The sequence below is a fragment of the Methylorubrum podarium genome, assembly GCF_040270385.1.
In the GTDB taxonomy this organism is placed as follows: Bacteria; Pseudomonadota; Alphaproteobacteria; order Rhizobiales; family Beijerinckiaceae; genus Methylobacterium; species Methylobacterium podarium.
Map to the genome: position 1 here is coordinate 19136 of NZ_JBELQE010000022.1, position 22779 is coordinate 41914.

The 22779-nt window shown below is 70.9% G+C and carries 22 protein-coding genes; 9 read left to right on the top strand and 13 right to left on the bottom strand.

The window, feature by feature from the left end; genetic code table 11:
* Positions 1-22 precede the first annotated feature (22 nt).
* Positions 23-1249, top strand: coding sequence for a cell division protein ZapE (gene zapE, locus ABS772_RS02910; protein WP_350392039.1), 1227 nt, complete (start codon positions 23-25; stop codon positions 1247-1249).
* Positions 1250-1259: 10 nt separating this feature from the next.
* On the opposite strand, the gene ABS772_RS02915 is transcribed toward zapE, so the two are convergent.
* Genes ABS772_RS02915 through ABS772_RS02930 form a run of 4 tightly spaced genes read right to left on the bottom strand, consistent with a single transcriptional unit; the run spans position 1260 to position 3630 of the window.
* Positions 1260-1838 carry a DNA-3-methyladenine glycosylase gene (locus ABS772_RS02915; RefSeq protein ID WP_350392041.1) on the bottom strand — a complete coding sequence of 193 codons (579 nt, stop codon included), beginning with the start codon at positions 1836-1838 and terminating at the stop codon, positions 1260-1262.
* A gap of 23 nt (positions 1839-1861) precedes the next feature.
* Positions 1862-2518 carry a ribonuclease HI gene (rnhA, locus tag ABS772_RS02920; protein WP_350392141.1) on the bottom strand — a complete coding sequence of 219 codons (657 nt, stop codon included), beginning with the start codon at positions 2516-2518 and terminating at the stop codon, positions 1862-1864.
* Between the two features lie 48 nt (positions 2519-2566).
* Positions 2567-3409 carry a hypothetical protein gene (locus tag ABS772_RS02925; RefSeq protein WP_407942953.1) on the bottom strand — a complete coding sequence of 281 codons (843 nt, stop codon included), beginning with the start codon at positions 3407-3409 and terminating at the stop codon, positions 2567-2569.
* Positions 3406-3630, bottom strand: coding sequence for a hypothetical protein (locus ABS772_RS02930; RefSeq protein WP_350392043.1), 225 nt, complete (start codon positions 3628-3630; stop codon positions 3406-3408). The genes ABS772_RS02925 and ABS772_RS02930 overlap by 4 nt, the downstream gene beginning before the upstream one ends.
* 464 nt (positions 3631-4094) lie before the next feature.
* On the opposite strand from ABS772_RS02930, the gene ABS772_RS02935 reads away from it, so the two are divergent.
* Both ABS772_RS02935 and gshB read left to right on the top strand, forming a co-directional pair.
* Positions 4095-4403 carry a hypothetical protein gene (locus tag ABS772_RS02935; protein ID WP_238257560.1) on the top strand — a complete coding sequence of 103 codons (309 nt, stop codon included), beginning with the start codon at positions 4095-4097 and terminating at the stop codon, positions 4401-4403.
* A gap of 107 nt (positions 4404-4510) precedes the next feature.
* On the top strand, positions 4511-5473 hold the full coding sequence (gene gshB, locus ABS772_RS02940; protein WP_238257558.1) for a glutathione synthase: 963 nt from the start codon (positions 4511-4513) through the stop codon (positions 5471-5473).
* A 55-nt stretch (positions 5474-5528) separates the two neighbouring features.
* Here the strand turns inward: gshB and ABS772_RS02945 are convergent, their stop codons facing one another.
* From ABS772_RS02945 to ABS772_RS02965, 5 genes are all read right to left on the bottom strand, one after another.
* Positions 5529-5684 (bottom strand): hypothetical protein, encoded by a 156-nt coding sequence (locus ABS772_RS02945; RefSeq protein WP_350392046.1) that lies wholly within the window; start codon positions 5682-5684, stop codon positions 5529-5531.
* Positions 5685-6294: 610 nt separating this feature from the next.
* Positions 6295-7872: a cation:proton antiporter gene (locus tag ABS772_RS02950; RefSeq protein ID WP_350392048.1), complete on the bottom strand. Its 1578-nt coding sequence runs from the start codon at positions 7870-7872 to the stop codon at positions 6295-6297.
* A gap of 202 nt (positions 7873-8074) precedes the next feature.
* On the bottom strand, positions 8075-8827 hold the full coding sequence (locus ABS772_RS02955; RefSeq protein WP_350392050.1) for an N-acetylmuramoyl-L-alanine amidase: 753 nt from the start codon (positions 8825-8827) through the stop codon (positions 8075-8077).
* Entirely contained in the window at positions 8824-9549 is a 726-nt protein-coding gene (locus tag ABS772_RS02960; RefSeq protein ID WP_238257550.1) for a TerB family tellurite resistance protein, read from the bottom strand. Before ABS772_RS02960 ends, ABS772_RS02955 begins: the two co-directional genes overlap by 4 nt.
* Before the next feature lie 201 nt (positions 9550-9750).
* Entirely contained in the window at positions 9751-10020 is a 270-nt protein-coding gene (locus ABS772_RS02965; RefSeq protein WP_012252649.1) for a hypothetical protein, read from the bottom strand.
* Positions 10021-10250: 230 nt separating this feature from the next.
* On the opposite strand from ABS772_RS02965, the gene ABS772_RS02970 reads away from it, so the two are divergent.
* The 3 genes from ABS772_RS02970 to dusA all read left to right on the top strand — a co-directional run bounded on the left by ABS772_RS02970 (position 10251) and on the right by dusA (position 12461).
* The gene (locus ABS772_RS02970) at positions 10251-10844 is read left to right on the top strand and encodes an urease accessory protein UreE (protein WP_350392053.1); all 594 of its coding nucleotides are present in this window, start codon (positions 10251-10253) and stop codon (positions 10842-10844) included.
* A 118-nt stretch (positions 10845-10962) separates the two neighbouring features.
* The gene (locus ABS772_RS02975) at positions 10963-11115 is read left to right on the top strand and encodes a hypothetical protein (protein ID WP_350392055.1); all 153 of its coding nucleotides are present in this window, start codon (positions 10963-10965) and stop codon (positions 11113-11115) included.
* Positions 11116-11438: 323 nt separating this feature from the next.
* Entirely contained in the window at positions 11439-12461 is a 1023-nt protein-coding gene (dusA, locus tag ABS772_RS02980) for a tRNA dihydrouridine(20/20a) synthase DusA (protein ID WP_350392056.1), read from the top strand.
* Positions 12462-12497: 36 nt separating this feature from the next.
* On the opposite strand, the gene ABS772_RS02985 is transcribed toward dusA, so the two are convergent.
* The 3 genes from ABS772_RS02985 to ABS772_RS02995 all read right to left on the bottom strand — a co-directional run bounded on the left by ABS772_RS02985 (position 12498) and on the right by ABS772_RS02995 (position 15664).
* Positions 12498-14417: a putative bifunctional diguanylate cyclase/phosphodiesterase gene (locus tag ABS772_RS02985; RefSeq protein WP_350392058.1), complete on the bottom strand. Its 1920-nt coding sequence runs from the start codon at positions 14415-14417 to the stop codon at positions 12498-12500.
* A 268-nt stretch (positions 14418-14685) separates the two neighbouring features.
* Complete coding sequence (locus ABS772_RS02990; RefSeq protein WP_238254606.1) at positions 14686-15138, bottom strand: response regulator; 453 nt, start codon at positions 15136-15138, stop codon at positions 14686-14688.
* Between the two features lie 58 nt (positions 15139-15196).
* On the bottom strand, positions 15197-15664 hold the full coding sequence (locus tag ABS772_RS02995; protein ID WP_238254605.1) for a BLUF domain-containing protein: 468 nt from the start codon (positions 15662-15664) through the stop codon (positions 15197-15199).
* Positions 15665-15891: 227 nt separating this feature from the next.
* Between ABS772_RS02995 and ABS772_RS03000 the strand changes: the two genes are divergently transcribed.
* Genes ABS772_RS03000 through ABS772_RS03010 form a run of 3 tightly spaced genes read left to right on the top strand, consistent with a single transcriptional unit; the run spans position 15892 to position 21004 of the window.
* On the top strand, positions 15892-17277 hold the full coding sequence (locus tag ABS772_RS03000; protein ID WP_350392061.1) for a flagellar hook protein FlgE: 1386 nt from the start codon (positions 15892-15894) through the stop codon (positions 17275-17277).
* 26 nt (positions 17278-17303) lie between these two features.
* On the top strand, positions 17304-19196 hold the full coding sequence (flgK, locus tag ABS772_RS03005; protein ID WP_350392063.1) for a flagellar hook-associated protein FlgK: 1893 nt from the start codon (positions 17304-17306) through the stop codon (positions 19194-19196).
* A 14-nt stretch (positions 19197-19210) separates the two neighbouring features.
* Positions 19211-21004, top strand: coding sequence for a hypothetical protein (locus tag ABS772_RS03010; RefSeq protein ID WP_350392065.1), 1794 nt, complete (start codon positions 19211-19213; stop codon positions 21002-21004).
* Positions 21005-21106: 102 nt separating this feature from the next.
* Here the strand turns inward: ABS772_RS03010 and ABS772_RS03015 are convergent, their stop codons facing one another.
* A complete protein-coding gene (locus tag ABS772_RS03015; protein ID WP_350392067.1) occupies positions 21107-22312 on the bottom strand; it encodes a DUF4167 domain-containing protein in 1206 nt (401 codons plus the stop codon).
* Positions 22313-22779 lie beyond the last annotated feature (467 nt).

Genomic DNA, 22779 nt, shown 5'->3' on the forward strand with positions numbered 1-22779 from the left:
CTCACGCGAACGATCGGCCGGGATGCCCGAGAGTCACGCCCCCTCCCACGCCTCTCACGACCATGCCCGCGCCGGCGCGCCCCCGCCCGGACGCGTCCGCGAGCGCTACGACGCCCTGGTCGCCTCGGGCGCGATCGAGCGCGACCCGTCGCAGATCCGCCTCGTCCAGGCCCTCGACCGGCTGGTGCAGAACCTCGAGCGCCGCCGCCGGGCGAAGAAGGGCAGCGCGCTGGGCTGGCTGTTCGGGCGCAAGGACGACGATGCCGGGCCGCCCAAGGGGCTCTACATCTGGGGCTCGGTCGGCCGCGGCAAGACCATGCTGATGGACCTGTTCCACGAGGTCGCGCCGGGTCCGAAGCGCCGGGTCCACTTCCACGGCTTCCTTGCCGACGCGCATGAGCGCATCCACGCCCACCGGCAGGCGCTCAAGCGCGGCGAGGTGAAGGGGGACGACCCGATCCCGCCGGTGGCCGACGCGCTCGCGGCGGAGGCGACGCTGCTCTGCTTCGACGAGTTCACGGTGACCGACATCGCCGACGCGATGATCCTCGGCCGCCTGTTCGGGGCGCTGTTCAAGCGCGGCGTGACGGTGGTGGCGACCTCGAACGTCGAGCCCGACCGTCTCTACGAGGGCGGCCTCAACCGCGCCCTGTTCCTGCCCTTCGTGGCGGAGCTGAAGGAACGGGTCGAGGTGCTGCGCCTCGATTCCCGCACCGATTTCCGGCTGGAGAAGCTCGGCGGCAGCTCGGTCTACCACGTCCCGGCCGACGCCGCGGCCGGGGCCGCGCTCGACGCCGCCTTCAAGGCGCTCTCGGGTCGGGCGCGGGGACTGCCGGGCACGGTCAAGGTGAAGGGCCGCGCGGTACCGGTGCCGGAGGAGGCCGGCGGCGTCGCCCGCTTCGGCTTCGACGACCTGTGCCGCCAGCCGCTCGGCGCCTCCGACTACATGGCGCTCGCCGACAGCTTCCACACCCTGATCGTCTCCGGGATCCCGGTGATGGGCGAAGCGGACCGCAACGAGGCCAAGCGCTTCATCACCCTCATCGACACGCTCTACGACGCACATGTGAAGCTCGTCGCCTCGGCGGAGGCCGAGCCGACCGGGCTCTACACCGCCGCGGAGGGCCGCGAAGCCTTCGAGTTCGAGCGCACCGCCTCGCGCCTCATCGAGATGCGCTCGGAGGAATATCTCGGCACGCCGCACGGGCGGGCGCCCTCACAGTCGAGCGCGGGCCTGGCCGAGACCTGAACCCCCTCCCCTACCCCGCTACCGGCCCCGCGCCGGGCTTCGGCCGCGGCAGCGGCCGGCTGAGATAGGGCGAACCGGGCACGAGGAAGCGCCAGGGCGCCTCGACCCCGCGGCTGATGCCGATGCGGGTCGTCGCGGCGACGGTCACCGGCCCCAGTGGCGGCGCCCAGGCGAAGGGCGCCCGGTCGAGGGGCAGGCCGTCATGCGTCAGATCGATGCCGAGCGCCTGGGCGAGGCGGCCCGGTCCGGCGCAGAGGAGGCGCGGCGTGTCGAGGCCGCGGCGGGCGCGCATCGTTTCCAGACCCGCACTCGGTTCGAGCGCGCGCAGCAGCACGGCGCTGCCGGTCTCGCAGACGAGGTTGAGGCACCAGTGCAGGCCGTAGGAGCGGTAGACGTAGGCGCGGCCCGGCGGCCCGAACATGCTGGCATTGCGCCGCGTCGGTCCGGCGAAGCTGTGGGAGGCCGGATCGGACCGGTCATAGGCCTCGGTCTCGACGATGGCGCCGCCGACGCCGTCCACGAACAGGTGATGGCCGATCAGCGCGGCGGCGACGGTCGCGGCGGGGCGATCGAAGAAGGACGGGTCCATCGCGCCCGGATCTCGCGGGCCGATCAGGACGCCTTCTGCAACTCGGCCCGGACGCGGGCGACGCCGGGCGGTTTGAGCTCCAGCGCCAGCCGCACGGCGTCCTCAAGATAGGCCTGAGGGGTGATGCCGGCCCGACCTGCCGCCCGCGACAGAGCGTTGGCCAGATCCGCGCTCAGCGCCACCTGCACCGTCTTGGTGTGCACAGGCTGCGCCGGCGCGGGCGCGCCGTCGGCGGGCGGCAGAACCGCCTCGCCCAGGGCTTCGCGGCGGCCGAGGGCGGCGAGACGGTCGGCGCGCTCGTTGCCGGCCTCGCCGGCATGGCCGCGCACCCAGGTCCAGCGCACGTCGCGGGCGGAGGCCAGCGCGTCGAGGCGCTGCATCAGGTCGATGTTCTTCACCGGCCCCGTGGCGGTGCGCCAGCCCCGCGCCTTCCAGCCGCGCATCCACTCGGTGACGGATTTGACCACGTACTGGCTGTCGCAGCGCATCTCGATCTGCGCGCCCTCGGGGAAATGCTCGAGGGCGCGGATCGCGGCGGTCAGCTCCATGCGGTTGTTGGTGGTGGCGCGCTCGCCGCCGTGGAGCTCGATGGTGCCGGCAGGGTCCTGGATCACCGCGCCCCAGCCGCCGGGGCCGGGATTGGGGTCGCAGCCGCCATCCGCGTAGACGATGGTTCGCATCAATCCCGTTCGCTCCGAACCTGTGGGCCTGCCGAGTTGGAAGCGACGCTAATACTTGGTGACGACCGGCTTGGCCACGATCGGCGCGGCCAGCACCTCCGGCGCCTCGACGAGGCCGCAGCGGGCGGCGGCGTCCGGCGGCAGCAGGGGATCGAGAAGCCCCCTTCGCCCTTCGAGGAATGCGACCGCCTGCTCCGCGGGGGCCGCCTCGCGGCCGGGCATCTCGATGAGGAAATGTTCGAGCGCGTAGCGGTAGCGGGCGATCCGCAGGGACGTCTCCAGTCTCACCCAGGCCACGAGACAGCGGTTCTCGGCGACCCGCATCGCCGCCTGCCGCACGTCCCAGTCGTCGAGGCTCTTGGAGAACGGCAGGGCGCGCAGCCGCACTCCGTCCGCCTCCAAGACGCGTCCGGCGACGGCCGCGAAGGGCGGGACCAGCCGGCCGTCGGCGACGGCGTCGTCCGACAGCCTGCGGTAGCGGGAATAGGGAGAGCGGAACGCCTCGGAGATCAAATCGCCGTGATAGGCGGGGATGGCGTCGCGCCGCCAGCGCGGAGGCAGGACGCGGGCGCGGGTCAGGTTGGCGAGGGCATCCTCGAAGGCGGCCCGGCTGTCGGCGGGCATCAGGAACCGCCAGGCGCGGTCACGCAGGACGGCCTCGTCGTCGGTGAGCGGGTAGACCGAGGCCGGCGTGCCGCGCTCGCGGGCCGCCAGCGTCCCCGTGGTGTCGATCAACCGGTTCCAGGCGCTGGGCGCCGGCCGGCCGAAATCCCCCTCCTGCGAACAGGCGCCCAGAAGCAGCGGCGCCAGAAGCAGCGGCGCCAGGAGCAGCGGCGTCTGAAGCAGGCCGACGAGGAGTCGGCCGGCGGATCGCGGGCCGGTGCGCGTCACGAGCGGCGGCGGCGCCGAACCGGCAGGGCCTCGGCGTCCGGCATTCTCTCGTAGCGCACGCCCGTGAACAGCAGGATCTGGCCGCGCGGCGCGTCGTCCGCCTCGCGGCGAAACCGGCGGGTCGTTGCCGGAACGAAGGGCACGATGGCGGCTGTCGCGCCGCGCTCCCGGTGGGCCGGCGGCGCGGACAGAGCGGGGGAGGACGTCTTGGAGGAGGGCATGAACCTGTCCCGTCGATGTGTGTGGCGGCCGGCTCCCGCCCGTCGCCTCCCGGAAAGGGTCGGCGGGGTCGGGCGGGCGCTCCTCGTGAGCGGGACGGGCCCGCCCCGGCCGGGCGATCTCGGGCAAAGCTCAGCACGACGTGGTTAACGGAGTGTTTCAGCGCACGCGGCATTCGGGCCCCTACGCGGTCCGGCGGGCGGTCTCCGCACCCACCTGTCGCGCGGACGGCACAGTCCTTGCGAAGTTGGCTTTGCCCATGGCGGGCGTTTCCTCCCTCGACTTGGGCCCCGCGCGACTCCGCAGCGGGGCCTCTTCTTTTCGGAGCCGCTTTTCCGGGGCTTTCGGGAGCCCGGACGGCGCGTGCCGGTGCGGCCGCAGCGGCGCCGTGCTGCGCTTGCTAACGAGGGGCGATGCCCGATATGCGGTGCCAACTCATTTTGGATCGAGCGAAGGACAAGGCAGGATGCGTCCGGACTTCTCACGATTTGGCAGCCCGGTGCGCGGCGCGTCCGCGGCTCTGAGGCTGGCCCCTCTCGCGCTCCTGGCCCTGGTCGCGGCAAGCCCGGCCCAGGCCCAGCGCGAGGATCAGGGGCTGCAGCTCGGCTGCGCCAACGACTATTTCCGGCTCTGCGCGGGCGTCGATCCGAACAGCCCGGATGCCGATGCCTGCATGACCCGCAACCGGTCCCGCCTCTCGCCCGAGTGCAAGTCCGCGATCAGCGACTACGACCGGCGCACCGGGGGGGCCTCGCAGCCCCGCGGCCAGCGTTAAGGCAGAAGACGATCTGAGGATCCTGGCAGAGGATCCTCGATCGGAACGAAGCGGGCTCGCCGTGAGCCCGCTGTTCCGGCGGAACGCGCAGCAATCCGGGGACGAGCATGGCGTTGACCGTCGCGGTCCAGATGGACCCGATCCAGTCGATCCGCATCGCGGGCGACACCACCTTCGGCCTGATGCTGGAGGCGCAGGCGCGGGGCCACACCCTCTACACCTACACGCCGGACCGCCTCTCGATGCAGGGCCGGCTGGTGACGGCCTACGCCCAGCCGGTGAACGTGCAGGATGTCGAGGGCGCGCACGCGCGCCTCGGGAGCCCGGAGCGCATCGACCTCGCGCAGGTCGACGTGGTGCTGATGCGCCAGGATCCGCCCTTCGACATGGCCTATGTCACGGCCACCCACATGCTGGAAAAGGTCGCCGCGCGCACCCTGGTGGTGAACGACCCGGCCGAGGTGCGGAACGCGCCGGAGAAGCTGTTCGTCCTCGACTTCCCCGAACTCATGCCGCCGACCCTGATCTCCCGCGACCGCGCCGAGATCGAGGCGTTCCGCAAGGAACACGGCACCGTCGCCATGAAGCCGCTGCACGGGCATGGCGGCGCGGCGGTGTTCCGGGTCTCGGAGGAGGACCCGAATTTCGGTTCGATGTTCGACCTGTTCTCCGCCACCTTCCGCGAGCAGTGGGTGGTGCAGCGCTTCTTGGAGAAGATCACCGAGGGCGACAAGCGCATCATCCTCGTGGACGGCGAGGCGATGGGCGCGATCAACCGCGTGCCGGCCAAGGGCGACATCCGCTCCAACATGGTCCGCGGCGGTGCGGCCGGCGCCTCCGAACTGACCGAGCGGGAGCGCGAGATCTGCGCCACCATCGGCCCGGAATTGAGACGCCGCGGCCTGATCCTCGTCGGCATCGACGTGATCGACGGGCATCTCACCGAGATCAACGTTACCTCTCCCACCGGCATCCGGACGATCAAGCGGCTCGGCGGCCCGGATCTCGCGGTCTCGGTCTGGGACGCGATCGAGGCGCGGCTCGCGGCCCGCGGCGTCGGCGGATCGTGACGCTCGCCTGAAGGGCCGTCGCGTCTCCGACGGGCTGTCCCCTCACGGCGACGTCCTATCGAAAGACCGGCAACCCGACGCCGATCAGGGCGAGACCGAGGATCAGCAGGGCGCCGGCCATGGATTCGGCGAAGGCCGAGCGCGCGCCGAAGCGGTGCGCCTGGGCCGCCAGTCCGACACCGGCGAAGAGGCAGACGGCACTGGCAACCATCAGCACGGCCGCTCCCGGAAGGGACGCCCGGCCACGCAGGATATGACGGCATCGGGCCGCCTCGGCGATTGCGGATGTCGGGTGAGCGGCTTGGACATGGGTTTCGGCATCGGATCTGACCCCGGCCCGGCCGCGCGAGCGGAGGGCGGGACGACATGAGGGATCGCGGACGCGCCGCAGGGCACACGCCACGGTGTGTTTTGTGAGCGAAAGACGTTCCCGGCTCGCGTCCGACAGCCGTTCCCTGTCATCGCCGATCCGAGTTCGCGACCTTTAACGCGTTCGCTCGGAATTCGTTCGGAATTTACGGTTGAATCTGACAATCTTGCACAGTTCTTTTCAGACGTTCACATTGAATCCTGCGGACACGGCACCGGAACTCAATCTCGCGGACCGATCGAACGGCCCGTCCGCGCCTGGAAGATTATATTCACCGGCAGCACGCGACATCATCAAGTATCACAATCCGCAATGTTCGAGGGACAACTTACAATATACCGCAGCATACAGCGGAAACGCGGGCGAGAGATTCCGATCGGCACCTCCGATCGATCCTTAGAGTGGCATACCCCAGGAACGAAAACCCCACCCCCCGGCCGTCGCCGACCCGTCACGCCTCACCGCGCGGGGTCGCATTGAGTTCCGCCCAATCGAGTTCCTCCTCCAGGACGAAGTAGGCGTCATCGCCGATCCGGCCGTTCCGGCGCAGCGTGAAAAGCCGGTCGCGGGCGGCGCGGATCGCGCAGCGGCGGGGCTCGTCGGTCGGCAGCCCTTCGGGGGCGAGACCCTCCTCATGCGCCTCGGCCTCGGCCAGGGCGGCGTGGAACTCCCGGCGCAGGGCATCCGCCGCCTCCGACCGGTCGCTGCTCAGGGCCTCGACCGCGGCCCCGTAGGCCTCGGCCCGGGCTCGGCCGACCTCGCGGCCGACCGGGTCGGAATCCTCCAGGCCGAGACGGGCCAGGATCGGGCGCAGGGTCAGGCCCTGGACCACCAGCGTGCCGATCACCACGCAGAAGGCGGTGAGCACGATCAGGTCGCGGTAGGGAAACCCGGCCCCGCCGGGACCGCCCTCGGGCAGGGCCAGGGCCGTGGCGACGGTGACGAGCCCGCGCATCCCCGACCACGATACGGCGAAGCCGGCGCCGAGGCCGAGATCGCGGTTCTGGCGCAGGTCGTCCGGATGCACGGGGCTGGTGCCGAAGCCGACGCGGCGGATGGCGCTCGCCGGAAGCACCCAGGCGATGCGTACGAGGATGACGGTGACGACCACCGCCCCCGCGACGGAGATGTAGGCGATTTCCTGCTCGGGCGTCATCCGCGCGAGGATCGGCCCGATCTGCTCGCCGATCAGCACGAAGGCGAGGACGTTGAGCACGAAGATCGCCGTGTCCCAGACCGCGTTCGAGATCACCCGCAGGCGCGGCGAGGTCTGGCCGGGGGCGTGGCGGGCCACGGTGATCGCGAAGCTCACCACGGTCAGGACGCCGGACAGTTCCAGCGCCTCGGCGGCGATCCAGAGGCCGAAGGCGGCCGAGAACTGCAGCACGATGACGCTCATCGGCTCCTCGACGCGGCGCAGGATCCGCAGGTAGACGAGCGCGGCGAGCGGCCCCGCCACGAGGCTGCCGACGACGCCGATCGCGAAGGCCGGCGCCACCTCCGCGAGGGAGAAATGGCCGGTGACCGCCGCGGCGACGCCGAGCCGGTAGATCATCAGGGAGGCGGCGTCGTTCAGGAGGCTCTCGCCCCGCAGGATCGTGGCGAGGCGGTGCGGCAGCGAGACGTGGCCGAGCACCGAGAGCGCCGCCACCGCGTCGGGCGGAGCCACCACCGCGCCGAGCACGATGGCGGCGGCGAGCGGCATGTCCGGGACGAGCCACATCGCGACCGCCGCGACCGCCGCCGTCGTCGCCGCGACCGCCCCCACGGCGAGCCCGGCGATGGGGCGGGCATTGCGCACGAGGTCGCGCAGCGAGGTGCTGTAGCCCGCATCCATCAGCACCGGCGCGAGGAACAGGGCGAGCGCCAGTTCGGGGTCGAGGCTGAGACTCGGCACGCCGGGGATGAAGGCGAGGCCCACGCCGCCGAGCGCCAGGAAGGCGGGATAGGGTGCGCGAAGGCGCCGAGCCAGGCCGGCGAGCAGCACCGCGCCGACCAAGACGCCGACGATCCAGTGAAACACGAACATGAAGAGAAACGGGCCCGACGCCCACCCGTGCCGATGTGACGGTGGCGACGAAACGTCGGGCGGCCGAAAATCTTTCCGAATTTTTCCCGGCCGGAGCATCGCCCCGAAAGGTGGTTGCCGGCTTTCGGAGAAAGACGATACAATATCAGTGGCTTAGCGCATCATCTTGGATCCGGTATCCAAGGCGATGCGCTCGCCGAGTTCAGGCCGGCTGCGCGGCGATCAGATCGCGCAGGGTCGTGATGGTGGAGGAATCCGCGACGCCGTCGATGCGGGCCGGCCGGAAATGGCGCTGGAAGGCGGTCACGACCGCGCGCATCGCCGCGTCGAACCCGCCGGTGACCGGCTGCTCGTAACCGTAGAGGGCGAGCATCGCCTGCAGCGCCTCGACCGGCTGGCCCGTATCCCCCATGGCGAGGAAGCGCCCGTCGCGTACGGGCGCGGGCGGCACCCAGTGCCCGACCCCCTCCTGCGCCAGCCGCTCCCAGGGGAAGGTCTCGCCCGGATCCTCCTTGCGGGCGGGCGCCACGTCCGAGTGGGCGAGGACGCGGGGAGCGGGGATCGCGCGCCGGACGACGATGTCGCGGGCGAGCCGGGCCACCGCCGCGATCTGCGCCTCCGGATAGGGCGGCAGGCCGCCGGCATGGCCGGGATGGGCGATCTCGATGCCGATGGAGCAGGAATTGATGTCGCGCACCCCCGCCCAGGCTCCGGCCCCCGCGTGCCAGGCCCGTTCGGCCTCCGGCACCATCTGCACGACGCGCCCGTCCTCGAACACGAAGTAATGGGCCGAGACTTCCGCCGCCGGGTCGCGGAGCCGCTCCAGCGCGCCCTCCGCCGTCGGCATCCCGGTGTAGTGCAGGATCAGCATGTCGAGGGCGTCGCCGGCCCGCGCCCCGCGGTTGGGCGAGGCGACGACCGCCTGCACGAGCGGAGTGTCGGGGGCGAAGCTCACGTCAGCCCCCGCTCGGCCGCGATCCGGTCCCAGGCGGCGTTGATGGCGGCGAGCCGGTGGGTGGCGATCGCCACCGCCTCCGGCGGCAGGCCGCGGGCCAGCGCCCGGTCGGGGTGGTTCTCGGCCACCAGCCGCCGATACTGCGCCTTGAGGGCGGCGGCGTCGGCCGACGGTTCGAGGCCGAGCACGAGGTAGGGGTCGTCGGCGAGCCGGACGTGCCGGGCGGCGATCCGGCGGAAGGCGGTCTCGTCGAGGCCGAAGATGCCGGCCACCGCGCGCAGGTAGCTCTCCTCGCCCTCGTGGATCGCCCCGTCGGCGGTGGCGATGTGGAACAGGCCGTCGAGCACGTCCTCGAGCAGGGCCGGCTCCTCGCCGAAGGTCGAGGCGAGCTGGCCGGCATAGGCCTCGAAGCCGTCGGTCGTCGCCTTGGCGAGGTCGAACAGGCGCTGGACGCCCGCATGCGCCTCGGGCTCGACCTGCACCACCCGCTCGAACGCCTGGACCTCGGATTGGGTGACGACGCCGTCGGACTTCGCCATCTTCGCCGCGAGCGCCACGAGTCCCGTCGTGAACACCACGTCCCGGGGCGTCGGCCCGAAGGGCGCACCCTCGCGATCGACGAGGAAGTGGCCGGCGACGCTCCCCACCAGCGCCCCGATCGGCCCGCCGACCAGCACGCCGATCCCGGCCCCGCCGATCTTGCCCCACAGGCCGGTGCTCATCGGGAGCCGTCCGCCGGGAGACAGCACAGACTTGAGGTTTCCAAGACGGCCAAGGACGGTTCCGAGATCATTCGGCGGGAGCGCTCGTGACGGCTTAACGCCGCAAACCGGACCGCAGCGCAAGCCCCGTGCTTCAACCGACCGCAAAGGAAAAGGGCCGGAGCGATCGCCCCGGCCCTTCCCGCGAGAACCGGCTCGCGATCAGCGGCAGTAGACGTTGCCGTACTCGTCACGGAAGGTGCCGTAGGGGCAGCGCGGCGCCGTGGCGGCACCGGCAATGGCGCCGCCCGCGCCGCCGATCGCGGCACCGGCCAGCGCACCGCCCGCGCGGCCCGTGGCGAGGCCGCCGACCGCGGCGCCGAGGCCCGCACCGAGGGCCGCACCGCCCAGCGCACGATCCTGAGGCGTGTTGCAGGCACCGAGCGAGAGCGCGAGGCTGCCCGCGAGGGCGGCGGCGATGAGTCTCTTCATGGTGGTCCGAACTCCCTTGTGCATCGGCGATCGGGCCTTTTGCCGGCGCGGGGCACCGTTTGGCCTTGGTTTGTCACCGGCTGTCATCGACGGCACATGAAACGGCCAAGATTGGGGCAGGTTGCATCGGAGCATGACTTTTCGCCCGCTGCCTGCCATCTGAGGGCACGCCTGTTGCAAAATCGCCCGCCTCCGGCCTGTCGCCGACGGGCTCATGACCGAGGACCACCATGCCCAAAGCCAGCCTGATCGTCCGCAAGGCCGCCGTCCGGCCCGATCTCGTCGTCGACACGGTGACCCTCGACCACGCCGCCCGCGGGCAGGCGCATGCGCACCTCACCACGGCGGGCGGGCTCGCCATCGATCTCGCCCTGGACCGCGCCGCGGGCCTCGAGGACGGCGACGCGTTGAAGCTCGAGGATGGGCGCCTCGTCGGCGTGCGCGCCGCCGAGGAAGCGCTGCTGGAAGTCCGCGCCGGCAACCCGGCCCGTCTGCTGCGCCTCGCCTGGCAGCTCGGCGGCGAGCACGTTCCCGCCGAGGTCGGCGCGGACGTGCTCTACGTGCCGGCCCGCGCCGCCGAACTGGTCCGCGGTGCGGGCTGCACGGCCGAGCCGGTGAGCCGCCCGTTCAAGCCGGAGAAGGCCGCCCACGACCACAGCCAGTGCGGCCACGACCACCACGGCCACGACGCCCACGCGCATCAGGACCATGGGCATGATCACGGCCATGATCACGGGCACGACCACGGTCACGGCGGCTGCGGGCACGATCACAGCCACGACCATGGACACAGCCACGGCCACGGGCATCACCACGACCATTGAGGGCCGTCGAGGGACCCGCGAACCGGAGAGCGGCGCGGGTCCCGAGCCCCGCCGTGCCGATGCGGAACACGCGGCGGCGCGGGATCGTTGGTCCGGGGATCCCATTCGGAGGCGGCCCTTGACGGCGATCAGCGTCTTCCAGAACGACGACGGCTTCTGGGCCGTCACCGCGCAAGGTCTCGTCGTCACCGGCTTGACCCGAGAGGGCGCCGAGGCCTTCGCGGAGGCTTTTCTCCGTCTTCACGACGAGCAGCCGCCCGCGGCGTCGTAGCCGGTCGAAACCATTTCAAGTCTCCCCGGCGCCGCCCGGACCGGCGTGGGTTCTCGTCCTTGATTGCTCGCGCTGAGCCAGCGCGCGCCGGTCCTGCGACGACAGCCCCTTCCCTTTCAGGGCCTCGCGAGGCGTGATATCCGGGCGCGCGTCGCGGACATCGTCTCGACCGACGGCTTCCGACTCGCGGATCGATGCGAGGCGGAAACCGGATGCGCCGGCCTCTCCGGCCCGGGCGTGTGCGTTTCCGATCAAGCCGCCTCGCGCAACGGACCCCGCGGATGGTCCGGCGCGGGCCGAACTCGAGACAGAACAGGGCGCAGGTGTCGACGCCGGCTGATAAATTGGACGCTCTCAGCGGGTGGCGCTTCAGCGTCGCGCCGATGATGGACTGGACCGACCGGCAGTGCCGCGCGTTCCACCGGACGCTCTCGCGCCGCGCCCGGCTCTACACCGAGATGGTGACGACCGGCGCCGTGCTGCACGGGGACCGGGAGCGGCTGCTCGGCTTCGATGCCGGCGAGCATCCGGTCGCCGTGCAGCTCGGCGGCTCCAATCCCGGCGACCTCGCGGCGGCGGCGCGGATCGCCGCCGATTTCGGCTATGCCGAGGTCAACCTCAATGTCGGCTGCCCGTCCGACCGGGTGCAGGAAGGGCGCTTCGGCGCCTGCCTGATGCGCGAACCGGACCTCGTCGGCGCCTGCGTGGCGGCGATGAAGGCGGCGGTGTCGGTGCCCGTCACCGTGAAGTGCCGCCTGGGCGTCGATGACCAGGACATCGAGGAGGCCCTCGACGCGGTGGCCGGCGCCGTCGTCGCGGCGGGCGTCGACGGGCTCATCGTGCATGCCCGCAAGGCGTGGCTGAAGGGCCTGTCGCCGCGGGAGAACCGGGACGTGCCGCCCCTCGATTACGGCCGCGTCGCGCGGCTGAAGCGGGCGCATCCGGACCTGCCGATCGCGATCAACGGCGGCATCGCCGGCATCGCCGATGCCAAGGCCCGGCTCGCCGAGGTCGACGGCGTCATGATCGGTCGAGCCGCCTATACCGAGCCGTCGCTGCTGCTCGACGTCGATCCCGAGCTGTTCGGCGAGCCGGCGCCCGTGGCCGACGCCTTCGCGGCGATCGCGGCGCTGGAGCCGATCATCGCCGACGGGCTGCAGCGGGGCCTGCGGCTTCATGCCTATACCCGGCACATGCTCGGCCTGTTCAACGGGCGGCCCGGCGCGCGGGCCTATCGCCGCCATCTCGCCACCGCCGGCATGGCGGCCGAGGCCGGCCTCGTCACCCTGCGCGAGGCGGCGGCCAAGGTCTCGCGGGAATGCCCGCCGGCCTCCGAGGCGGCCTGACGCCGGTCCGATCGGGAAGGCGGCCGGCCCGTCGCCTCAGGCGGCGCGGCGCGCCCGGCCGTTCCAGGTGTCGAGCAGGGCCGGCAACGCGCTCGCCGGCACCGGCGGGCTGAACAGGTAGCCCTGCACCTCGTCGCAGCCCTCCTCGCGCAGCCACGCGAGCTGCTCCGGCGTCTCGACACCCTCCGCGGTCGTCGTCATGCCGAGGCTGGAGGCGAGGCTGACCACCGCCCGCACGATGAAGCCCGAGCCCTGCTCCACCGTCAGGTCGCGGGTGAAGGATTGATCGACCTTCATCTTGTCGAAGGGGAAGCTGCGCAGGTAGCTCAGGCTGGAATAGCCGGTGCCGAAATCGTCCATGGCGATGCGGACCCCGAGATCGCGCAGCCCGTGCAGGATCGCGACGGTGGCGCCGCCGTTCACGAGCAGGACGCTCTCGGTGATCTCCAGTTCGAGGCGGCAGGCGGGCAGGCCGCTCTCGGCCAGCGCCGCCTTCACCGTCGCGATCAGCGCGGTCGAGGTGAATTGCGCCGCCGAGACGTTGACCGCCACCTTGAGCCCCTCGGGCCAGCCCGCGGCCTCGCGGCAGGCGCGCCGCAGGACCCATTCGCCTAACGGCACGATCAGGCCGATCTCCTCGGCGAGCGGCACGAACTCGGCGGGCGAGACGCGGCCCCGCACCGGGTGCGTCCAGCGCAGCAGCGCCTCGAAGCCGCAGATGCGCTCCTGGGCGAGGTCGTAGATCGGCTGGTAGTGCAGGTCGAACGCCTCCGCCTCGAAGGCGGCGCGCAGGTCGAGTTCGAGGGAACGGCGGGCCTGAAGGCGGGCATCCATCTCCGCCTCGAAGAACCGGAACACGCCGCGCCCGTCGCCCTTGGCGCGGTAGAGGGCGACGTCGGCGCATTGCATCAGCCGCTCGGGCTCCAGGCCGTCTCCGGGCGCGAGCGCGATGCCGATGCTGACACCCACGGTGACGGAATGATGGGTAAGCGCGTAGGGCGCGCTGACCACGTCGAGGATGCGCTGGGCCAGGGTGGCGGCATCCGCCGGTGCCTCGACCGCCGTCTGGATGATCGCGAACTCGTCGCCGCCGAGCCGGGCGACGGTGTCGACCTCGCGCAGGCAGGCCTTGAGGCGGTGGGCCACCGCCTGCAGCAGCTCGTCGCCGACCGCGTGGCCGAGGGTGTCGTTGACCTGCTTGAAGTTGTCGAGGTCGAGGCAGAGCACGGCGAAGCCGGTGTCGCGCCGGGCCTGGGTGATCGCCCCCTCGATGCGCTCGCGCAGGAGCACGCGGTTGGGCAGGTCGGTCACGGCATCGTGCCGGGCCATGTGGGCGATGCGGGCCTCGGCGTTCCAGCGCTCGGTCGCCTCCTCGTAGATCGCCACGAAGCCGCCGCCGTCGATCGGCTGGATCTCGATGGCGACGACGCGTCCGTCGGCGAGGTGCTGGATCTGGGTCGGCACGGCGTCCGCCCCCATCAGCGCGCCGATCTCGGCGACCTGTTCGGCCTCGCTCGCGTCCGACAGGTTTTCGGCAATGACGTTCCTGCGCAGAACCTCCAGGGCCGGCATGCCCGGCGTCACGGCGCCGGGGGGCAGGCGGTAGATCTCGTGATAGCGGCGGTTGACCACGAGCAGCCGGTGATCGCGATCGTAGAGCAGGAAGCCGAGAGACAGGGTGTCGAGCGCCGCGTGCAGCCGGGCGACGCGGTCGCTCAATTCCTCCTCGCGGCGGCGCAGGATCGTGATGTCGGTCGGCCGCATCGCGACGGTGAGATCGTGGACGAGACGGCGCAGCGTGAGGAGCGCGAGGGCGAGTGCCGCGGCGCCGGCACCCGCGACGAGCAGGGCCCGCGAGACCGGTTCCGCGGAAAAGGAGGCGGCGAGCGCGGTGACGGCCGATCCGGCCACGATCAGGCACAGCCGCAGGCCGGCGCGCCGCACGGATCCGCGCATGGTCACCGCCCCGCTCGGCGGATCCGATTGTCGATCCGCGGCTGCATCACATTCGGCCTGCGCGTGCATCGCTCGCCCGACTTCGTCTCAGTTCCCGGCGAGAATGGCCGGATCCGGTTAAGAGTGCCTACCCGGACTCCAACCACAGATCGTTTTTCTGATGGTCTGCCGATCATTCGGCAATGCAGCCGTGCGGCGCCCGAGCGATCCCGCGCGTCTAAAAAACCTTTCCCCGGGACGCGTGCGCGCCGGGTCCGAAGCGGCCGGTTCAGAACTTACCGAGCAGCGGGAATTCCTGGCTCAGCGTCGACTCGGCGGGCAGCGGCGCCTCGCGGCGGCGCGGCTTGCGGTTGAGCACCTGTTTCAGCTTCGTCTTCAGGAGGTTGATGTCGAACGGCTTGAGGATGAAGGCGTCGGCGCCCGCGACGTGGGCGTGGTTGATGTCCTCGAAGTCGAACGAGGTCTCGGTGAGGATGAAGGGCGTGTTCATCAGGCTGTCGTCGGCCCGGATCTCCCGCAGGAGCTGGAGTCCGTCCATCGGCTCCATGGCGAGATCGGAGATGACGAGGGCGTAGCGGCGCTCCCGCATGCGCACGAGCGCCTCGGTGGCGTCCGACACGCCCTCGACGTCCGGGAATCCGAGGCGGGTCATCAACTCGATGATCAGCCGCAGGAGCTTGGGCTGGTCATCGACGATGAGGATGGGAAGCGTGTCGCTCATGGCGTCCGGGATGGTATCTCAACAGGATCTCTGAAGGGCGGGCGGGCAGCCCGCCCGCTCAAACGAACAGATGGTCGATGCCCTGCTTGGCCATCGATTCGGCTTGGAGCGTGACGGCCAGCCCGTGGATCGCGCTGCCCTTCGGCGTGCCCCGCTGCAGCATCGGCAGAAGGCCGGATTTGGCGAAGTGCGGCTCGTTGGCGGGCGTCCGGCTCACCGTGGTGAACGAGCTGACGAAATCCCGCTTGGCGATCTCGCGCCACTCGACGATCTGCACGTCGCGGTGACGCGAATCGGCGGCGATCCGCTGGAAGGTCTCGTTGACCGATTGACGCTCGCCCTCGACGACCTGGATCGCGAAATTCTGGTCGATGATGAGAAAGCTCGTGATCACCGCGAACTCGTTCTTCTTCTGAGCCTGACGTGTGATGTCGCCGATCTGCTTCGCGCGCAGGGCCGGCTCGTTCGAGATGGTCAGGCGCGAGAAGTAGATCAGGTGGACGAGGCTCGTCCTCTTGTTCTTCATGGGTGCCGTCCGACGCGAAAGCTCAGCATCCACCCTACGGCCGTAGCGATAACGGGCCGTAAACACGGCCCCAACCGGCAGAAACTGCCGCATGTTCGGGACGCATCGTCCATTTTTGCCGAGTTCGGGGAGAGGCCACCTCAACAATCTCAGTGGCTTAGCTCTGGCATGCCGATTGCGCTCCGGCATCCAACACCTCGTGCGGCCTTGTGGAGCGAGTGAACGCCATGGACGTCTTTTCCGCGCTTCAGACCGCGGTCTCGGGCCTGAAGGCGCAATCCTTCTCGTTGAGCAACATCTCCGGCAACATCGCGAACTCGCAGACGACCGGCTACAAGCGCATCGATACGGGCTTCGTCGACATGCTCGTCGACAGCAGCAACCCCAAGACCCAGACCGCGGGTTCGGTCGCGGCCTTCTCGGAGCTCACCAACTCGGTCCAGGGCAACAAGGTCTCGACCGGCGTCTCCACCAACATGGCGCTCGACGGTCAGGGCTTCTTCGTGGTGCGCAAGAAGACCACCGACACGGGCGGCGGCGAGAGCTTCTCCACCGCCAACCTCTACACCCGCCGCGGCGATTTCGCCCCGGACAAGGACGGCTACCTCGTCAACGGCGCGGGCTCCTACCTCGTCGGCGCGAGCCTCGATCCGGTGACCGGCCAGACCACCGGCACGGGGCCGATCAAGATCTCCAACGCGATCATCCCGGCCAAGCCGACGACGACGATCACCTACTCGGCCAACCTGCCGAAATCGCCGGCCACCACCAACGCCGCCTCGACCAAGGGCCTGCTCTCCGCCTTCAGCGACGGCACCGACGCGCGGGTGACGCCGACCAACGGCGCGACCGGCGGCACCGTGTCCCAGGCCAACGCACAGACCTTCATCGACAACAGCATCGCCGGCCCGGCGCTGACCGTCTACACCGCCTCCGGCTCCCCCGTGAGCGTCCAGAGCCGCTGGGCGAAGGTGGCGGCCGCCGACACGGCGACCGGCACGAGCGACACCTGGAACCTGTTCACCGCCGACAAGACCAGCGTCACCGGCAACCAGACGAGCTGGACCAATATCGGCCAGGCCTTCACCTTCAGCGCCAGCGGGCAGATGACGGCGCCGACGGGGAGCACGGTCGCGATCAACAACCTGACCATCGACGACGTCAACGTTGGGACGGTGGCCCTCGATCTCGGCGGCGGCCTGACGCAGTACGCCGCCGCCTCCGGCACGGTGACGACCAACGACCTCAAGCAGAACGGCTACGCCTCGGGCTCGCTGAACTCCGTCGAGGTCGGCGAGAACGGCATCATCAGCGGCAAGTACTCGAACGGCTCGGTGATCGGGCTGGCCCGGGTCGAGGTGGCCCAGTTCGTCAACCCCGACGGGCTGAAGCCGGACTCGCTCGGCAACTACCAGCAGACCGTCGCCTCGGGCGAGGCGATCAGCGGGCTCAAGGACTCGACCCTGGTCGGCTCGAACCTCGAGCAGTCGAATACCGACATTGCGGCGGAATTTTCGAAGATGATCGTTACCCAACAGGCCTACTCTGCCAACACCCGGGTGATGTCGACGGCGCAGACGATGATCTCCGACCTCCTGAACGTCATCCGCTGACCGGTCCCTGAGCGAGGAGAAGCGCCTTGGCCCTCGACGCGTTCAGCACGGCCACCGCCGGCCTGCGGGTCACGCAGGCCCAGATCGGGGTCGTCTCGCAGAACATCGCCAATGTCGGCACGGCGGGCTATGTCCGGCGCACGCTCTCGCCGATCACCTCGGGCTCGGGGAATGCCGGCGTGGCGACCGGCACGGTCGCCCGGGCGCTCGACGCGGCGGCGCTCAAGCAGCTCCGCTCCGAGACGTCGGGCGCGGCCTACACCTCGCTGATGTCCAAGACGCGCACGCAGCTCGACACGCTCTACGGGCGGCCCGGCGACAGCTCGGCGCTGGACGGCGTGTTCAACAACTTCACGCTCTCGCTCCAGACCCTCGCCGCCAACCCGACCTCGACGGCGGCGCGGGCGACGGTCCTCAGCGCGGCCAACGACATCGCCACGCGCATCGGCAGCGCCGCCAACGGCGTCCAGGCCCTGCGCTCGGGACTCGAGACGCAGCTCTCCATCGACACGAGCAAGGCCAGCGACCTGCTCGCGCAATTGGCCAAGCTCAACACCCGCATCGTCGCGACCTCGGCCGGCGATCCGAGCCGGCCCGATCTGGAGGATCAGCGCGACCAGGCGCTCACCAGCCTGTCGGGCCTGATCGACATCAACGCCGTGACCCAGAGCGACGGCAGCGTGAGCGTGCTGACGAGTTCGGGCGTCACCCTACTCGATCGTTCGGACGCCGCCTCGCTCAGCTTCGACGGCCGCGGCACCCTCTCGGCCAACGCCCTCTACGATTCCGACCCGGCGCATAGCGGCGTCGGCACCATCGTCGCGACGACGCCCGGCGGCGGCAAGATCGACCTGCTCGCCTCCGGAGCGATCCGGTCCGGCTCGATCGCCGCGGCGATCGAGCTGCGCGACACGGTGCTGCCGCAGGCTCAGCGCCAGCTCGACGACCTCGCGGCGGGCCTGTCGCGGGCGATGTCCGACCGCGTCGCCACCGGCACGCCCCCCACCGACGGCACCACGGGCGGCTTCGACATCGACCTGACCGGCCTCTCGGCCGGCAACGCGATCACCCTGACGGTCCAGGACGGCAGCGGCACGCAGCGCAACATCATCCTGATGCCCTCGTACCAGGCGCCGCCGCCCGCGGTTCCGGCCGGGAGCACCGACGACGCCAACGCCACGGTCATCCCCTTCACGATCCCGCAGCCCGGCGCGAGCCGTTCCCCCGCCTCGGTCCGTGACGCGATCTCCGCCGCGCTCGGCGGGGGCTACAGCGTCTCGAGCACGCCGGGCGGCGCGGCGGGGGCGCTGCGGATCCTCTCGACCGGCGGCGCCACCCTGGTGGCGGCGAGCGCCAGCGTGACGCAGGTCACCTCGGCGAGCGACATCAAGGGGTCCGCCACGCAGCTTCCGCTCTTCGTCGATGGTGCGTCCGCCGCGCTCTATACCGGCTCCTTCGACGGCGGCTCGCAGCTCACCGGCTTCGCGCAGCGCATCGCCGTGAACCCGACCGTGGTCGGCAGCGCCGGCAGCCTCGTCGGGGTCACCGGAACCGGCGCCGGATCCAGCGTCGGCGACGGGACCCGGCCCCAGGCCCTCTACGACGCGCTGACGAGCACGCAGCGCCTGTTCTCCTCGTCGAGCGGCATCAGCGGCATCGACGCCCCGACGCGGTCGAGCGTCGCGGACTTCGTCCAGGGCGTCATCTCGGTGCAGGGCGCGGCGGCGGCGGCGGCGCAGGATCTCGACGAGGGGCAGAGCATCGCCCTCTCGACGGCGCAGGGCCGCTTCGCCTCCGCCTCGGGCGTCAACATCGACGAGGAGATGTCGAACCTGATCGCGCTCCAGCAGGCCTACGCGGCCAATGCCCGCGTGCTCACCGCCGCCCGCGACATGATCGACACCCTGCTCAGAATCTAGCTGCGGAGCCGCCGATGACCATCTCTGCCTTCGCCGCCGGCACCTATCGCTTCGATCGCCAGTCGGCGAGCCTCGTCAGCATGAAGAACCAGCTCGACGGGCTGGCCCAGCAGCTCTCGACGGGGCGCACCGCCGAGACCTATGGCGGCCTCGGCGTGGCGCGCACGACCAGCCTGAGCGCCCACGCGGCGATCAGCGCGCAGGACGGCTATCTCGCGGCGATCTCCTCGGCCGAGACCCGGGTGAAGCTCACGAGCGCCAGCCTGACCCAGCTCAAGTCGCTCTCCGACAGCACCCGCTCCAACCTCAGCGGCAACATCGCCTCGCGCAACGAGATGCTGCCCGCGACCACGGTCCAGCTCGCCGCCAACAACCTTGCGGCGGCCGTCGATGCCCTGAACCAGCAGGCGGGCGGGGTCTACGTCTTCTCCGGGCGGGCCACCGAGACGGAACCGGTCGTCTCCCAGGACGCCATCATGAACGGCGTTCCGGCAGCGGGCCTGGATGGGCTCAAGGCGCTGATCGCCGAACAGAAGAAGGCCGATCTCGGCCCCGCGGGCAACGGACGCCTGATCCAGGGCACCGGCACCCTGACGGTCAGCCTGTCGGAGGATCCCAATCCGGAGGCGCGGGCGAATTTCGGCTTCACCCTGATGGGCGCGTCGAGTTCGAACAGCGCGGCGCTCGGCGCCAACTTCGTCGCGGGGGCGAAGCCCGACGTCACCTTGAACTTCGCGCAGCAGCCCGCCGACGGCGCGCAGGTGCGGGTCGTGGTGCAGCTCGCCGACGGCAGCCAGAAGACCCTCGACCTGACGGCCCGCGCGGGCGAAGCCGGGAACGCCGCGGGCGCCTTCGCCATCGGCAGCACCCCGGCGGAGAGCGCCGCGAACCTGAAGCGGGCCCTCGGCGGCGCCGACATCGCCAGCGTGCAGAGCGCGAACCCGCCCGGCGTCACGGCGGCCTTCGCCAACGGGCAGGCCGCCTCGACCTCGTTCACGGTCGGCACCGGCGTCACGGCCGGCGACGCGATCACGCTCAAGCTCGGCCTGCATGACGGCACGACCAGGACGATCACCCTGACCGCCGCCCAGGCGGCGGATCCGACCTCCGCGACGACCTTCGCCATCGGCGCGACGCCGGAGGAGACCACCGCGAATCTCTCGCGCACGCTCCAGAACGCCCTCACGACGGCGGCCGGCACGGAGCTCTCGGCGAGTTCGACCGCCCGCGCCTCGCTCAACTTCTTCGAGGGATCCCCCGTGGCGGGCCTGAGCCCGCGGCGCGTCGCGGCGGACGGCAACGGCTACGCCGAGACCGCGAGCGCCAAGACGGTGATCTGGTACAAGGGCGACACCGCCGCCGACCCGCGGGCGACGGCGACCGTGCAGGCCGGCACCAGCCGGACGGTGGAGATCGGCGCCCAGGCCAACGAGGAGGCGATCCGCCGGACGCTGGCGGGCATCGCTGCGATCGCGGCCGAGAGCTTCACCACCGGGACCGGAACCGTCGACACGGCGCGGTTCGAGGCGGTCTCGACCCGGGCGGCGGGCCTGCTCACCGCGGGCGAGGACCAGCAGAGCCTGGAGCAGCTCGGCACCGATTTCGGCCTCGCGGCCAGCAGCATGGCCAACGCGAAGTCGGTGGCGAACACCACCAAGGCGACCCTGGAGGCCTCCCTCGACGGCGTCGATACGGTCTCGACGGAGGAGGTCGCGGCCAAGCTCCTGAGCCTGCAGACGCAGTTGCAGGCGAGCTACAAGGTCACCTCGATCCTCTCCGAGATGAGCCTCGTCAACTATCTGCGCTGAGCCGGTCGTCTCGGCCGGCAGCCGCCGTTCGGGACGCCGCCCGAAACGAGAGCGGCCCGAGGTTTCCCTCGGGCCGCCCGTGTCATGCCTTGCTCGCTCGTCTTACTCAGCGGCGTCCGGCGTATCGGCCTTCTCCGGAGCGGCCTCGTCCTCGGTGCCCTTGTAGCGGGTCCGGCGACGCCGGGGCTTGGGGGCAGGCGCGTCCTCGGTCGAGGGCACCTCGGCGACGGGGGCTGCCTCGCGCGGCTCCGGCGCGGAGCGCGGGGCCGGAGCCTCGGCCGCAGCCGGCAGCGGAGCGGGATTGCGGGTCGCGGTCATCAGGAAGGCGGGCAGCGCCGAAGGGTCGGCGGCCTCGGCCGCGGCGGCACGGTCACTTGCACGGCCACGCCCGCGCCGCGGCGCCGGGCTATCGGGACGCACCGGCCCCTCGGACCGCGGGGCGGCCTCGGCGCGGCTGTCCTGACGCGGTTCGGCCTGACGCGGCTCTTGCCGCGGCTCGACCTGACGCGAATCTTGGCGCGGCTCACCCTGGCGCGCGTCCTGACGCGGCATCTCGGATGGTTCGCCGCGGCCGTTCTCGAAGCGCGCGGCGTCGCGGCGGTTCTCACGCGGGTTCTCGCGGCCTTCCTGAGGCTGCTGCCCGAAATCCTGCCGGTAATCCTGGCGCCGGTCCTGCCGGTAATCCTGCCGATCCTGGCGGGGATAATCCTGGCGGTCCTGGCGTTCAGGCCGATCCTGGCGCTCGGGCCGGTCCTGGCGGTCCTGGCGGAAGTCCTGCCGCGGCTCGCCGCGGTTGTAGTCCGGCCGGTTGCCCTCGAACCGCTGGCCCCGGTCACCGCGGTCGTTGCGCTCGTTGCGGTTCTGGAAGCGCTGGTTCCGATCGTTGCGGTCGCGGCCCTGGTTCCGGCCGTCGAAGTCGTGGCGCTCGAACGGCTGCGGCTGCTGCGCCGGGTCGCCGTACTCGTCGCTGCCGTAGCCGAAGCCCTGGCGACCGCCCTCATTGGTCTGGCCCTGGACGGTCTCGTCCTCGCCGTCCTCGTCCTCGTCGAAGCCGTTGCGGGCATAGCCCTGGCTCGCCTGCGGACGGCCCGGCTCCTGGGCACCGGTGATGATGCGGAAATAATGCTCGCCGTGCTGGAAGTAGTTCTCCGCGGCGATCGGATCGCCGCTCGCCAGGGCGTCGCGGGCGAGCTGCGCGTACTTGTCGGCGATGTGCTGGGCGGTACCGCGGATTTTAACGTCGGGACCGTTCGACTCGTAGGAGCGCGTCAGCGGGTTCGGACCCTTGGGCCGATTGCGACCCCGCATCCGTCGATTCTGGTTTGGTCTCATCGGCCTCGATTGACCCTCGTTACCTGTCGCTCAGTGTGACTGACAGCGCCGGAGCCGTGCTCGCGGACGAGGCGGGCCGGGCGCAGGGCGCCCGAGCGCGCACATCCCGCGATGTTTGCCGCTCGTCCGGTGGCTGCGCTCTGTTCCGGCGCGCCGCGAGACATCCCTCGACTGTCAGGTTCGATCCCACCGAGCCTGGCCGCGACTGCCGGAGCGCGTCCGCTCGATGGTGGGAAGACCGTCCGAAGCCGGAGGACACGGTCAAAACCGATCCTGCCGATACCGTCTTAAAGAGTGCCTCACAAAACTCCCGGAACTCGGAAGCGCCCTTTGGCCGTGGCGGCGCAGCGGGCGTTTTGTGAGAGACGCTCAACGGGCCGTTGGCGGTCTGCATATCTAAGCTAGTGACTGACGCCCTCGACAACAAGCATTTTTTCGTTGCC

Excerpts from the sequence above, each read along its gene's own strand:
- ABS772_RS02935 (WP_238257560.1), top strand. The coding sequence starts at position 4,095 with ATGCGTCCGGACTTCTCACGATTTGGCAGCCCGGTGCGCGGCGCGTCC.
- ABS772_RS02970 (WP_350392053.1), top strand. The coding sequence starts at position 10,251 with ATGCCCAAAGCCAGCCTGATCGTCCGCAAGGCCGCCGTCCGGCCCGAT.
- ABS772_RS02950 (WP_350392048.1), bottom strand. The coding sequence starts at position 7,872 with ATGTTCGTGTTTCACTGGATCGTCGGCGTCTTGGTCGGCGCGGTGCTG.
- ABS772_RS02960 (WP_238257550.1), bottom strand. The coding sequence starts at position 9,549 with ATGAGCACCGGCCTGTGGGGCAAGATCGGCGGGGCCGGGATCGGCGTG.
- ABS772_RS03010 (WP_350392065.1), top strand. The coding sequence starts at position 19,211 with ATGACCATCTCTGCCTTCGCCGCCGGCACCTATCGCTTCGATCGCCAG.
- ABS772_RS02930 (WP_350392043.1), bottom strand. The coding sequence starts at position 3,630 with ATGCCCTCCTCCAAGACGTCCTCCCCCGCTCTGTCCGCGCCGCCGGCC.
- ABS772_RS02915 (WP_350392041.1), bottom strand. The coding sequence starts at position 1,838 with ATGGACCCGTCCTTCTTCGATCGCCCCGCCGCGACCGTCGCCGCCGCG.
- ABS772_RS03015 (WP_350392067.1), bottom strand. The coding sequence starts at position 22,312 with ATGCGGGGTCGCAATCGGCCCAAGGGTCCGAACCCGCTGACGCGCTCC.
- zapE (WP_350392039.1), top strand. The coding sequence starts at position 23 with ATGCCCGAGAGTCACGCCCCCTCCCACGCCTCTCACGACCATGCCCGC.
- ABS772_RS02965 (WP_012252649.1), bottom strand. The coding sequence starts at position 10,020 with ATGAAGAGACTCATCGCCGCCGCCCTCGCGGGCAGCCTCGCGCTCTCG.
- ABS772_RS02995 (WP_238254605.1), bottom strand. The coding sequence starts at position 15,664 with ATGAAGAACAAGAGGACGAGCCTCGTCCACCTGATCTACTTCTCGCGC.
- ABS772_RS03000 (WP_350392061.1), top strand. The coding sequence starts at position 15,892 with ATGGACGTCTTTTCCGCGCTTCAGACCGCGGTCTCGGGCCTGAAGGCG.
- ABS772_RS02945 (WP_350392046.1), bottom strand. The coding sequence starts at position 5,684 with ATGGTTGCCAGTGCCGTCTGCCTCTTCGCCGGTGTCGGACTGGCGGCC.
- gshB (WP_238257558.1), top strand. The coding sequence starts at position 4,511 with ATGGCGTTGACCGTCGCGGTCCAGATGGACCCGATCCAGTCGATCCGC.
- rnhA (WP_350392141.1), bottom strand. The coding sequence starts at position 2,518 with ATGCGAACCATCGTCTACGCGGATGGCGGCTGCGACCCCAATCCCGGC.
- ABS772_RS02990 (WP_238254606.1), bottom strand. The coding sequence starts at position 15,138 with ATGAGCGACACGCTTCCCATCCTCATCGTCGATGACCAGCCCAAGCTC.
- ABS772_RS02985 (WP_350392058.1), bottom strand. The coding sequence starts at position 14,417 with ATGCGCGGATCCGTGCGGCGCGCCGGCCTGCGGCTGTGCCTGATCGTG.